This window comes from Pseudoduganella sp. OTU4001 (genome assembly GCF_038440195.1).
Taxonomy (GTDB): Bacteria; Pseudomonadota; Gammaproteobacteria; order Burkholderiales; family Burkholderiaceae_D; genus Rugamonas.
On the sequence record NZ_JASATG010000001.1, the window covers coordinates 159,983 to 172,755 of the forward strand.

A 12,773-nucleotide genomic window follows, 5' to 3' on the forward strand; every position below is an offset into this window, starting at 1 on the left:
CGAGACACCCCACCATGAATGATTCGATGTTCCTCAGCGGGATCCAGGCCCTGGTCCAACTGCCCATGCTGCAACGCCGCCGCGACCGCGCGGCTGGCCTGAATACCGCCGGCCTAGTATCGGGCTACCGCGGTTCGCCGCTGGGCGCTTACGACCAGCAGCTGTGGAAGGCCTCCAAACAGCTGGCCGAACACGACATCGTGTTCCAGCCGGGCCTGAACGAAGACCTGGCCGCGACCGCGCTGTGGGGCGCGCAGATGCACAAGGCTTACGGCGACACCAAGGTCGATGGCGTGTTCGGCATCTGGTACGGCAAGGGCCCGGGCGTGGACCGCACCGGCGACGTGTTCCGCACCGCGAACATCATCGGCACCTCCGCCCTGGGCGGCGTGCTGGCCGTTTCCGGCGACGACCACGCGGCGCAGTCGTCGATGTACCCGCACCAGACCGACGGCATCTTCCACGCCGCCTCGATCCCGGTACTGCAGCCGGCCAATGTGCGCGAAGTGATGGAACTGGGCCTGGCCGGCATTGCCATGTCGCGCTACTGCGGCCTGTGGGTCGGCCTGAAAACCATCGCCGAGGTGATCGAAACCGCCGCCACCGTGACGCTCGACGCGCTGCCGACCTGGCGCACGCCGGAGCTGGTGCTGCCGGTGCATGGCCTGAACTGGGATGCCAGGCTGGCCTGGCCGGCCCAGCGCGCCGAACTGGAACGCCGCCTGATCGAAGAACGCCTGCCGGCCGCCCGCGCCTGGGCGCGCGCCAACGGTATCGACCGCACCATCATCGCTGCGCCGCAGCGCCGCTTCGGCATCATCACCGTCGGCAAGGCGCACCAGGACTTCATGCAGGCGCTGGACGATATGCAGCTGTCGCGCGACGACCTGGCCGCCATGGGCATTTCGCTGTACAAAGTGGCCATGAGCTGGCCGCTGGAAACCGACGGCGCCACCGCCTTCGCCGCCGGACATGAAGAAGTGCTGGTGATCGAAGAAAAACGCGCCAATGTGGAAAGCCAGCTGAAAGACGCGCTGTACGGCATGGCCGTGCGCCCGCGCATCACCGGCAAGAGCGACGGCGACGGCGCCGTGCTGCTGCCGGAAATCTCGGAATTCACCCCGCTGATCGTGGCCCGCGCCGTGGCGCGCCGCTTCGGCGAAGCGCTGCCCGTGCTGCGCGAGCGCCTGGCCGCTCTGGACGCTGCTGCAGTACCGGTGCCGGCCGCCGTGATCCCGGTGCGCGCGCCCTACTTCTGCTCCGGCTGCCCGCACAACAGCTCCACCAAGACCCCGGAAGGCTCGATCGCCGGCGGCGGCATCGGCTGCCACGTCATGTCGCTGGCGCAGCCGGAACTGAAGACCAACACCTTCTCGCAAATGGGCGGCGAAGGCCTGCAGTGGGTGGGCGCGGCGCCGTTCTCCGGCACCGGCCATATTTTCCAGAACCTGGGCGACGGCACCTACCAGCACTCCGGCCTGCTGGCCATCCGCGCTGCCGTGGCGGCCAAGACCAATATCACCTACAAGATCCTGTACAACGACGCCGTGGCCATGACCGGCGGCCAGGCGGCGGAAGGCGTGATCGACCCGGCCCGCATTACCCGCCAGCTGCATGCGGAAGGCGTACAGCGCATCGTGCTGGTGTCGGACGACCCGGCGCGCTGGCGCAGCGCTACCGACGCCGGCCTGGCGCCAGGCACCGAAATCCACGACCGCAGCGAGCTCGATGCCGTGCAGCGCATGCTGCGCGAAGTGCCGGGCGTGACCGCCATCGTCTACGAACAGACCTGCGCCGCCGAAAAGCGCCGCCGCCGCAAGCGCAAAGCCATGCCGGACCCGGACCGCCGCGTCTTCATCAACGAGCGCGTATGCGAAGGCTGCGGCGACTGCTCGGTGCAGTCGAACTGCATCTCGGTCGAACCGCTGGAAACCGCCTACGGCCGCAAGCGCAAGATCAACCAGAACGCCTGCAACAAGGACTTCTCCTGCGTGAAAGGCTTCTGCCCGAGCTTCGTCGACGTCGAAGGCCCGCGCCTGCGCAAGCCGGAAACCGAGCGCCTGAAGGCGCTGGAAGCCGAACTCTCGGCCGCCCTGACCCTGCCGCAGGTGCCGCAGCTGGACGGCCCGTTCAACGTAGTGGTGGCCGGCATCGGCGGCACCGGCGTGCTGACCACCGGCGCCGTGCTCGGTGGCGCCGCCCATGTGGAAGGCAAGGCATCGACGGTGCTGGATTTCACCGGCCTGGCGCAAAAGAACGGCGCCGTGGTCAGCCAGGTGCGCCTGGCGCGCGAAGCCGGCCAGATCGGCGCGGTGCGCATCGGCCAGGGTGCGGCCGACCTGCTGCTCGGCGCCGACATGGTGGTGGCGGCAGCGGCCGACAATGCCGCCCGCCTGTCGCCATCGCGCAGCGCCGCCGTGCTGAACCTGGACGAAACGCCGACCGCGCAGATCGTGCGCCAGCGCGACGCCATCCAGCCGGCATCGCTGATGCGCGCCCGTATCAAGCAGCGCTGCCTGCCGGAGCGCTTCCATACCATCCACGCCAACGCCCTGGCGCAAGCGCTGTTCGGCGACACGGTGGTGGTGCACACCCTGATGCTGGGCTTCGCCTGGCAGCATGGCCTGGTGCCGCTGTCGCTGGAAGCCATCCTGCGCACCATTGAACTGAACGGCGCCGCCGTGCCCCTCAACCTGAGCGCCTTCAAATGGGGCCGTATCGCCGCCTGCAACCCGGGCCTGCTGGAACGCGTGCGCTCGGCGCCGGCGCCGGTGCAGATCGACGCCCTGGGCCTGGACGAACTGGTGGCCACCCGCGTCGCCGACCTGACCGCCTACCAAGACGCCGCCTACGCCGAGCGTTTCCGCGCCCTGGTGGCGCGCGCCGCCGATGCCGAGCAGCGCGTCGCACCCGGCCGGCAGGATTTCGCCCGCAACGTTGCCATCAGCGCCTACCGCCTGATGGCCTACAAGGACGAATACGAAGTAGCGCGCCTGTACAGCAGCGAAGAATTCCGCGCCAGCCTGGCCGCCCAGTTCTCCGACCACGGCAAGCTGTCGCTATGGCTGGCGCCACCGCTGCTGTCGCGCATCGACCCGGCCACCGGCCGCCCGCGCAAGCGCAAGTTCGGCCCATGGATCTTTACCGCCATGCGCCTGCTGGCCGGCGCCAAAGGCCTGCGCGGCACCGCCTTCGACGTCTTCGGCTACACCGAAGAACGCCGCAGCGAACGCGCCATGGTGGCGCAGTTCACGCAGCTGGTGGAGCAGGAATGCGCGCGCCTGGACACGGCGCGCTACGAGGCGGCGCTGGAACTGGCGCGCATGCCGCAGGAAGTGCGCGGCTATGGCCCGGTCAAGCACCAGGCCATGCAGGAGTACCAGCGCAAGCTGCTCGCATGGCAGCAAGCAGCGCCTGCTCACGCCATGCCCGTAGCCGCCTGACGCGCGTAGGCCAGCCGGTAAAGCAGGGGCAAAAGCAGCAGGGTCAGTGCGGTAGAGGAAAGCACGCCGCCGATGACGACCGTGGCCAGCGGACGCTGGACTTCGGCGCCGGTGCCGGTGGCGATCGCCATCGGGACGAAGCCAAGCGATGCCACCAGGGCCGTCATCAGCACCGGGCGCAGGCGCACCAGGGCGCCGCTGCGCACAGCGTCCGCCAGCGGCATCCCCTGCTCGCGCAGGCTGCGGATGAAGGAGATCATCACCAGGCCATTCAGCACCGCCACGCCGGACAAGGCGATGAAGCCTACCGCTGCGGAAATCGACATCGGTATGCCGCGCGCCCACAGCGCGAATATGCCGCCCGTTAGCGCGAACGGTATGCCGGTGAAGACCAGCGCGCCGTCCCTGGCGTTGTTAAACATCAGGAACAGCAAGGCGAACACCAGCGCCAGCGAGGCCGGCACCACAAGCTTCAGGCGCTGCGCGGCGTTCTGCAGGTTTTCGAATTGGCCGCCCCACGCCAGCCAGTAGCCGGCCGGCAGCTTCACGCCTTTGAGGATGGCCTGCTGCGCTTCGGCCACGAAGGAGCCGATATCGCGGCCCTGCATATTGACCGTCACCACCACGCGCCGCTTGCCCTGCTCCCGGCTTAGCTGGTTGGGGCCGGGCGCAGTGTCGAAGCTGGCGATTTCGGCCAGCGTGACATAGCTCGGACGCGCGCCTTCACGCTTGGGCAGCGGCACCGGCAGGCGTTTGAGCAGTTCGATGTCGGCACGCAACGCCTCCGGCAACCGCACCACGATATCGAAGCGGCGGTCGCCCTCGAACATGGCGCCTGCTTCGCGGCCGGCGGTGGCGGTGGCGATCAGCTCCTGCACTTCGGCGATGTTCAGGCCCAGGCGCGCCGCACGCTCGCGGTCGACCTGGATCTGCAGCATCGGCAGGCCGCTGGTCTGCTCCACCTTGACGCCGCTGGCGCCGGGGATCTTTGCGAGGATCGCACCGATCTCACTGGCCTTGGCGTTCAGCACGTCCAGGTCGTCGCCGAACACCTTGACGGCAACGTCGCTGCGCACGCCGGAAATCAGCTCGTTCACGCGCAGCTGGATCGGCTGGCTGAATTCGTAGCTGTTGCCAGGCAGCTGCTCCAACGTGCCGCGGATCGCCGCCAGCAATTGCTCGCGGCTGCGCTTGGGCTTGGGCCAGTCCTGTTCGGGCTTCAGCATGATATAGCCGTCCGATATGCTGGGAGGCATGGGGTCGGAGGCGATTTCGGCGGTGCCGGTGCGGGCGAAAACGTGGGCGACTTCGGGGAATTTGGCCAGCAGCGTCTTTTCGATCTGCTGCTGCATTTGCACCGATTGCGCCAAGCCGGTGCCGGGAATGCGCACGGTCAGCACGGCGAAGTCGCCTTCGTTCAGGTTCGGCACGAACTCGGTGCCAAGGCGGGCGCCAAGCAGCACCGACAGGGCAAGCGCCAAGCCGGCGGCGGTGAACGCCACGGGACGGTTCGCCATCACATAATCCAGGCAGGCGGCGTAGCGCCGCTTGGCGGCCTGCATCAGGCGCCTTTCTTCTTCGCGCACGTGACCGGTCATGAACAGGGCCACGGCGGCCGGCACGAAGGTGATCGAGAGCAGCATCGCGCCCAGCAGGGCCGCCACCACGGTGAAGGCCATTGGATGGAACATCTTGCCTTCGATCCCGGACAGCACGAAGATCGGCAGGTACACGATCATGATGATCAGCTGCCCGAACAGCAGCGGCCTGCGGGCTTCATGCGCGGCGGCGAAGACCTCGGCGAAGCGTTCGTCGCGCGTCAGGGTGCGGCCGGCCTGCTGCTGCGCGTGCGCCAGGCGCCGCACGCAGTTCTCCACGATCACCACCGCGCCATCGACGATGATGCCGAAATCCAGCGCGCCGAGACTGAGCAGGTTGGCGCTGACATTGTTGGCGACCATGCCGCTGAAGGTGAACAGCATCGACAGCGGGATCACCATGGCCGTGATCAGCGCGGCGCGCAGGTTGCCGAGGAAGAGGAACAGCACGCCGATCACCAGCACGGCGCCTTCCAGCAGGTTGCGCTTGACCGTGTCGATGGCCTTCTCCACCAGCACGGTGCGGTTGTAGACCGGCGTGGCGCTGACGCCGGCCGGCAGGCTGCGGTTGATTTCAACCATCTTGCTGTCGACCGCATGCGCCACGGAGCGGCTGTTTTCGCCAATCAGCATGAACACTGTTCCCAGCACGACCTCGCGGCCATTGCGGGTGGCGGCGCCGGTGCGCAGTTCGGCGCCGATGCCGACGTTGGCGACGTCGGTGATGCGCACCGCCACGCCGTCGATGGTGGCGACCACGATATTGCCGATGTCGGCCACCGATTTCACCTGGCCGGGTGCGCGCAGCAGGTACTGCTCGCCCTCTTTCTCGATATAGCCGGCGCCGACGTTGCCGTTATTGCGTTCGAGCGCGGTCACCACATCCGACAGGTTCAGGCCATACGACGCCAGCTTGGCGGGAGTCGGTGCGACCAGGTACTCCTTGTCGTAGCCGCCGATGGAGTTGATTTCGGTGACGCCCGGCACGTTGCGCAACTGGGGCTTGATGATCCAGTCCTGGATCTCGCGCAGGTCGGTCGGAGTGTACGGGGTGCCGTCGGGCTTGCGCGCATCGGGCGCGGCGTCCACCGTCCACAGGTAGATCTCGGACAGACCGGTGGCGATGGGGCTCATGGTGGGCGTGAGCCCGGCCGGCAGCTGGGCGCGCGCGTCCTGGATGCGCTGGCTCACCAGCTGGCGCGCGAAGTGGATATCGGTGCCGTCCTTGAACACGACGGTGATCTGCGACAGGCCGTAGCGCGACAGCGAACGGGTCTGCTCCAGCTTCGGCAGGCCCGCCATCAGCGATTCGATCGGGAAGGTGATGCGCTGCTCCACCTCCAGCGGCGAGTAGCCGGCGGCGGCGGTGTTGATCTGCACCTGGACGTTGGTAATGTCCGGCACCGCGTCGATCGGCAGCTTCTTGTAACTGACGGCGCCCAGCACCGCCATGGCGGCGACGGCGAACATGACGAGCCAGCGGTGGCCTATGCAGGCCCGGATAATTCTGCTTAACATGGCCGCTCCTCAGTCTTCATGGGCATCGGCGCCTTTGCCCTGCTCCGCCTTGATGGTGAAGCTGTGGGCGGCGGCATACTGCGCGTCCTTGCGCAGGCCGGCGGTAATTTCCACCAGCTTGCCATCGGAGCGGCCAACCGTGACCGGCGCCGGCCTGAAGCCCTCTTTCACCCGCTGGAACACGACCTGGGCCCCATTCAGCACCTGCAGCGCTTCCTTCTCCACGGCGACAGGCACGACGGCCGATCCGGTCACCACGTCCACATCGACGAACAGGCCGGGGCGCCATGCCAGCTTGGGGTTATCGAGCACCACGCGCGCCCGCGCGGCGCGGGTCTGCTCGCCGATCATGGCGCTGACAAAGCTTACCTTGCCCTTGACGGCGGCATCGGACGCGGCCGAGTGCAGCACGGCTTCGGTGCCGACGCGCACGATCTCCAGGTCTTTCGCCGGCACCACCACTTCGGCCCACACCTGGCGCAGGTCGGTCACGGTGAAGATCTTCGTCTCCGCACCCACCGCCTCGCCGACGGCGATGTGCTTGTCCACGATCATGCCGTCGAACGGGGCGCGGATTTCCAGCCGGTTGAAGGCGCCGCGGCCGGAGCCTGCCGCGCCCAGCGCCACCAGCTTCTGGCGCGCATTCTGCACGGCGATGGCGGTTTCCTGCCATTCCTGCTCGGCCTTCAGGTAGTCCTGGCGCGCCGAGACCTTGTCTTCCCACAGCTTTTTCTCGGACTCGTAGACCGAGTGCGCCAGGGCGGCGCGCTTTTCGGCCGCGGCCAGGGCGCTGCGCTGTTCGGACACGTCGGCGCTGGCCACCACCGCCAGCAGGTCGCCCTTGCGGACTTGCTGGCCCAGGTTGGCCTGCACTTCCTGCACGATGCCGTCGACCCGCGGGGTCACGTGGGCGGTGCGGTCTTCGTTCAGCTTTACCTCGCCCGGCAGGCGGACGAAGGTTTCCAGGCGCGCCGCACCGGCGGTGCGCAGCTGGATGTCGGCTGCCGCGATTTGCGCGTCGGTGAACGGGATTGCCTCATCGTGCGCTGCCGCCGCGGGCGGCGCCTCGTGCGCCGGTTCGCCGTGGGAGGCGCCGCTGTTGCGCTCCCAACCCAGCACGCCGCCTGCGAACAGGACGGCTGCGGCCACCATGGCCGCGATAGTCATTTTTTGACGCTTGTTCATTTTGAATCCTTGATATCCGTGTTGCCGAACAGCCGCGCCAGGTCGGCTTTGGCGCGGTAGAAGTCCGACAGCACGCGCAGGTGCTGGGCTTGCGCCTGCACCAGGGTGCGCTGGGCGTCCAGCACTTCCACGTAATTGAATTTGCCCGCTTCAAAGCCCTTCATCGCCGCTTCGGCGGCGTAGCGCGCGCCGGGCAGCACGTCTTCGCGCACCAGGCGCTCCTGCTGCACGGCCGACTGCATGCGCGCCTGCGCCTGCAGCGCCTCGGAACGCACACGCAGGCGTGCGGCCGCCAGCTCGGCGCGTGCCTTGTCGGCGCGCCGTTCGGCGGCCAGCTGCGCGCCCTGGTTGCGGTTGAACAGCGGCAGCGGCACCGACAGGCCGACGATGTTCTGGCGCAGGCGCTCGCGTTCCGGTCCTTCACGCTTGCTGCCGACGATCAGTGCGACGTCGGGCACGCGCTGGGCGCGCTCCACCCGCAGCGCGGCTTCGCCCGCTTCGACTTCGGCGGCGGCGCGCTCGATGGCCGGGGCGGCATCGACCAAGGCCTCCAGGCGCAGGGCGCTGGCCTCCGGTGCGGCCGGCGCGGACAGCGCACCGATCTCGCGCGGCTCAACGCCCAGCAGGCTGGCCAGCCGGATGCGCGCTTCGTCCAGCTCCTTCTGCGCGGCCACGCCTTCGATGCGCCAGTTGGCTTCCGCCACCCGCGCACGCGCCTCTTCGACCGGCGATATCTTACCGGCCAGGACGCGGCGCGCCGCCAGGTCGCTGGAACGGCGGCCGTTTTCATTGACCTGGGCGGCCAGCGCCACATGTTCCTGCGCCAGGTAGGCCGCATGGTAGGCGGCGGCAACGTCGGCCTCGATGCGGGCGCGGCCTGCGGCCAGTTCCAGCGCGGCGGCGCGGCTGCCGGCGCGGGCGGCCTCCATGCGGGCGGCGCGCTTACCGCCCAGTTCAAGCGGGATCGCAAGCTGGATGGTGGACGAGCCGCCTTCGCTCATGCGCCCTTCGCGCACATATTCAAGCGAAGGGTTGGGCAGCAGCGCCGCCTGGCGGCCGGCCGCTTCCACGGCGCCGGCATCCAGCGCCAGCGCTTTCAGTTCAGGGTTGTCCTGCCGCGCCTTTTGCAGCGCATCGGCGAGGGACATGGATGGTTGCGCCCATGCCGGGGCCAGGCAAGCGGCCGCCAGCAAGGGGATGCAAAGTCTTTTCACGATATTGCTCCTTGATGATTGAAACGGAACGGCTGCGCGGGGCAGCCGGGTCAATCACTGGAGCCAGTTGGGACGCGGAGGAAGGTCCGCAATGAAGGAATGGATCGGCGGTTCCGGCGCCGGTACCGGGGCGACGGACGCCGTCAAGGGCGCCGGTTCATCGACCGCGGCCAGGAACGGGACGTGCGAATGGTGGCAGAAATCACAGCTCGTGCAGCAGGCGCCGGCCGGATCGGCATCGTCGCCGGCGTCGTATGCCGTGGATACATGGGATGCGGCTTGCGCGGCCAGGCAGCAGCTATCGGCCGCCGCCAGGGTAACCTGGACCGGAAGCAGCAGGAGCAGCAAGATGACAAGGAAGCGCCGGATATTCATTTCGGTGGAATTATAGCAAGTGACGCTCACTCCTGCGCCGCGCACAGCTCGAAGATGCGGTCGAAGCGGAAGGACTGCGCCAACGCCGCCAGGCCGTCGGCCACGGCCGGCTGCTCGCCGCGCAGCTGCGCGATCAGCTGCTGCATGCCGTCGATGTCCAGCATTTCGGCGCTCTGCCTGATCTGCGCCAGCATGGCCGGCGCCATTTGCGACAGGTCGAGCCGGGCGGGCGGCGCCGGCTGCGGCGGTTCCTCCACCGGCGTGTCGCGGTAGCGCAAGGACAGCATATCGCCCATCACGTCAAACAGGCGCGCTTCCTCCACCGGCTTGCGCACCATATCGTCGCAGCCGCAGGCCAGGATCTGCTGCCGGTCCTCCTCAAAAGCACTGGCCGTGAGCGCGACGATCCGCACTTCGGCGCCGCCCGGCAGCGCGCGGATCTCGCGCGTGGCAGCGTAGCCGTCCAGCACCGGCATGCGCATATCCATCCAGATGAAATGCGGCTGCCATTCGGGCACCGCATCCACCGCTTCGCGCCCGTTGCTGGCCGTCCGCACGGCAAAGCCGCCGCCCTCCAGGAACAGCCGCATCAGCTCACGGTTATCGACCTTATCGTCCACCACCAGCACCCTCACCGGCGCATGCCCCTCGGCCAGCACGCGGGCATGGCCGGCGCGTACGGTGCTCACCGCCGGCAGTTCGGTCGACGGCAAGTCCAGCGCCAGGGTGAAGGCGCTGCCCTGTCCGACCTCGCTCTCCAGCGCCAGCGCCCCACCCATGATGGCGGTATATTCCTGGCAAATGGTCAGGCCCAGCCCAGCCCCTTCGCCTTTCATGGCGCCGGATGCGGTCTGGTAGAACGGCTGGAACACGCGCTGCCGGTCGTCCGGGCCGATGCCGATGCCGGTATCGGCAACGACGAAGCGCACCGTATTGCCCTCGCGCGCGACGGTAAACTGCACGCTACCGGCATCGGTGTACTTGACCGCATTGCCCAGCAGGTTGATCAGGATCTGCTTGAGGTGCGGCCCGTCGCCTTCCACATACTGCGGCAAGTCCCGGGCGTAGTCCGTGCTGAAGACCAGCGACTTGGCCTCGGCGCGCACGCGCACCATCTCCTCCACGCTGGTCAGCAGCTCGAACAGGTCGAACGGGGCGCGCTGGATTTCGACACGTCCGGCTTCGATGCGCGAAATCTCCAGCACGTCGTTGATCAGCGACAGCAGGTGCTGGCCGGCGCGGTTGATGGTGGCCACCCTGGCCCGGCTCTCGGCGCCCATGGCCTGGTCGCGCTGCAGCAGCTGGGAAAAGCCCAGCACCGCATTCAGCGGCGTGCGCAGTTCATGGCTCATATTGGCCAGGAATACGCTCTTGGCGCGGTTGGCCGCTTCCGCCACCTCCTTGGCGCTGGACAGCTCGCTGGTGCGCCGCGCCACCAGCTCCTCCAGCTGGCGCGACACTTCCTTGCGGTCGGTGATATCGACGTTGATGCCGACATAGCGCACCACCTCGCCGGCCTGGTTGCGCTGCGGCGCCGCCAGCGCCTCCACCCAGGTCTCCTTGCCGCCCGGCGTGAGGAAACGGTATTCCAGTCCGCTCCAGCGCCCTCCCGATTCGACCATCCGGTCCCAGTTGGCCAGCACCAGCTCACGGTCGTCGGGATGCACGCCCGCCATCCATCCCTGGCCCAGCACCGCTGCCGGCTCCATGCCGGCCATTTCGCACCAGCGGTCGTTGGCGAACAGGCAGTCGCCGCGTGCGTCGGTCAGGTAGATGCCGACCGGCGCCAGCGTCGCCATGATGCGGAACAGCTGCTCGCTTTCCTGCAGCGTGGCCTGGCGCTGGTCCAGGCCGTCCATCATCTCGTTGAAGTGACGCGCCAGCTTGGCCGCTTCGTCATTGCCCTGCAGCCGCACGCGCAGGCCCGATTCGCCGCCCTTGACGGCGCCTGCCACCTGCTGGATGGCGTTCAGCCTGCGCGTCAGGTAGCGCGCCGCCAGCGCGGCAAACAGGATACTGGCCAGCGCCGCCGCCACGATATAGGCCATGGCCTTGCGCCACATCTGTGCCAGCTCCGCATTGAACGGCGTCTGGTCAAGCCCGATGCGTATCCAGCCCACGTGCTGCTCGCCCAGCATCACCGGGCTGATCACCTCCAGCAGGTTGGCGGTGCGCGGCAGCAGCGTGGTGGCCGGCATGGCAGGCAGGTCGCTCAGATACTGGCCGATGCGCGCAGTGTCGCTGTGCGCCAGCACCTGCCCGCTGGTGTCGAGCACCATGGCGTGCTCCAAGTTCGGGTAGCGCGCAATGCCCTCGATGATCTCCTGCAGGCCGCTGAAGTCGCGCGCCATCACCCACGAAGCGGTGGTGGTGGCGGCGCTGCTGGCCAGGGCGCTCAGCTGCTTGGTGTGGCGCTCGTTTTCGGCCGCCTGCTGGGCGCGCGTCAGGTCCCACACGAACAGGGTGATGGTCAGCGTCACCACGGCCACGATGCCGATGGTGAGCTGGCGGCGCAGGTTGCCGAAGACGAAATCGCGCAGGCGAGCCAGCATCATTTGGCCTCGACCGGCCGCACTTCCTGCTCGAAGCGAGCGATATAGTCGGCCACCACGGCATAGCTGGCGTCATCGGCTGCCAGGAAGCGGCTGGTCTCCATGCCCGACAGGATGCTGCGTCCCAGCTCGCTGTCGGACAGTTCCAGCAAGGCCTTGGTCAGCTGCTCGCGCATGGCGGCCGGCACGTCATCGCGCACCATCACCGAGTTGTTGATCAATGGCGGCGTCTCCCACGCCACTTTCAGCTGCGCGGCCTGTTCCGGATGGTCGCGCTGGAACAGGCGCCATGGCGGCGGCCATGTGGCGCCCGCAGTGGAGTTCTTCAGGAACACGCTCATGATGGACGACTCCTGCGAACCAACGTAGGCATTCTCCACGTCCCGGTTGATGTCGAGACCGTGCTGGTGCAGGTAGTACTGCGGCATGATGCACGCGGCCAGCGCGGTACGCGAAGGATAGCTGATCACCTTGCCCTTCAGGTCCGCCGGTTCCTTGATCGCGCTGTCCTTGCGCACGATGATCAGGCCCTTGAAATCGACCGCGTCGCCCGCCATCGCCACTACCTTGTAGCCCACTTTCATGGCCTGCATGGTTTGCCAGGGATTCGGCAGCAGCAAGGCCGGCTCCCGCGCGCGGAATTTGCGTTCGTAGCTCTGGTAGTCGCGCGAGGCTTCCAGCTCCACCCGGGCGCCGCTGATGCGCGCATTCAGGTGGTCGACCAGCGGCTGATAGGCTTCGCTGAGCTTTTGCGGATTGTGCAAGGGGTGCACCGCCAGGCGGTAAATGGCTTCGGTCTTGGCGGCCGGGGCACTACTGTATTGCAAGGGTTTATCCGGGGCGGTTTTTTCGCAAGCACACAGCAAAAAAACAACAAGCCATACTGAG

At 67.7% G+C, this 12,773-nt stretch carries 7 protein-coding genes; 1 reads left to right on the forward strand and 6 read right to left on the reverse strand.

Going from position 1 to position 12,773, the window contains the following annotated elements:
* The first annotated feature begins 14 nt into the window (after nucleotides 1–14).
* Nucleotides 15–3,443, forward strand: coding sequence for an indolepyruvate ferredoxin oxidoreductase family protein (locus AAHE99_RS00695; protein WP_342113368.1), 3,429 nt, complete (start codon nucleotides 15–17; stop codon nucleotides 3,441–3,443).
* Here the strand turns inward: AAHE99_RS00695 and AAHE99_RS00700 are convergent.
* Genes AAHE99_RS00700 through AAHE99_RS00725 form a run of 6 tightly spaced genes read right to left on the reverse strand, consistent with a single transcriptional unit; the run spans nucleotide 3,419 to nucleotide 12,712 of the window.
* Nucleotides 3,419–6,559 (reverse strand): efflux RND transporter permease subunit, encoded by a 3,141-nt coding sequence (locus AAHE99_RS00700; RefSeq protein WP_342113370.1) that lies wholly within the window; start codon nucleotides 6,557–6,559, stop codon nucleotides 3,419–3,421. The genes AAHE99_RS00695 and AAHE99_RS00700 overlap by 25 nt on opposite strands.
* A 9-nt stretch (nucleotides 6,560–6,568) precedes the next feature.
* A complete protein-coding gene (locus tag AAHE99_RS00705; protein WP_342113372.1) occupies nucleotides 6,569–7,744 on the reverse strand; it encodes an efflux RND transporter periplasmic adaptor subunit in 1,176 nt (391 codons plus the stop codon).
* Nucleotides 7,741–8,958, reverse strand: a complete 1,218-nt coding sequence (locus AAHE99_RS00710) for a TolC family protein (RefSeq protein WP_342113375.1) — start codon at nucleotides 8,956–8,958, stop codon at nucleotides 7,741–7,743. Before AAHE99_RS00710 ends, AAHE99_RS00705 begins: the two co-directional genes overlap by 4 nt.
* A gap of 54 nt (nucleotides 8,959–9,012) precedes the next feature.
* Nucleotides 9,013–9,363, reverse strand: coding sequence for a hypothetical protein (locus AAHE99_RS00715; RefSeq protein ID WP_342113379.1), 351 nt, complete (start codon nucleotides 9,361–9,363; stop codon nucleotides 9,013–9,015).
* Nucleotides 9,360–11,888 carry an ATP-binding protein gene (locus AAHE99_RS00720; protein WP_342113383.1) on the reverse strand — a complete coding sequence of 843 codons (2,529 nt, stop codon included), beginning with the start codon at nucleotides 11,886–11,888 and terminating at the stop codon, nucleotides 9,360–9,362. The genes AAHE99_RS00715 and AAHE99_RS00720 overlap by 4 nt, the downstream gene beginning before the upstream one ends.
* Nucleotides 11,885–12,712: a phosphate/phosphite/phosphonate ABC transporter substrate-binding protein gene (locus AAHE99_RS00725; protein ID WP_342113386.1), complete on the reverse strand. Its 828-nt coding sequence runs from the start codon at nucleotides 12,710–12,712 to the stop codon at nucleotides 11,885–11,887. The genes AAHE99_RS00720 and AAHE99_RS00725 overlap by 4 nt, the downstream gene beginning before the upstream one ends.
* Nucleotides 12,713–12,773 lie beyond the last annotated feature (61 nt).

Excerpts from the sequence above, each read along its gene's own strand:
- AAHE99_RS00720 (WP_342113383.1), bottom strand. The coding sequence starts at position 11,888 with ATGATGCTGGCTCGCCTGCGCGATTTCGTCTTCGGCAACCTGCGCCGC.
- AAHE99_RS00695 (WP_342113368.1), top strand. The coding sequence starts at position 15 with ATGAATGATTCGATGTTCCTCAGCGGGATCCAGGCCCTGGTCCAACTG.
- AAHE99_RS00700 (WP_342113370.1), bottom strand. The coding sequence starts at position 6,559 with ATGTTAAGCAGAATTATCCGGGCCTGCATAGGCCACCGCTGGCTCGTC.
- AAHE99_RS00705 (WP_342113372.1), bottom strand. The coding sequence starts at position 7,744 with ATGAACAAGCGTCAAAAAATGACTATCGCGGCCATGGTGGCCGCAGCC.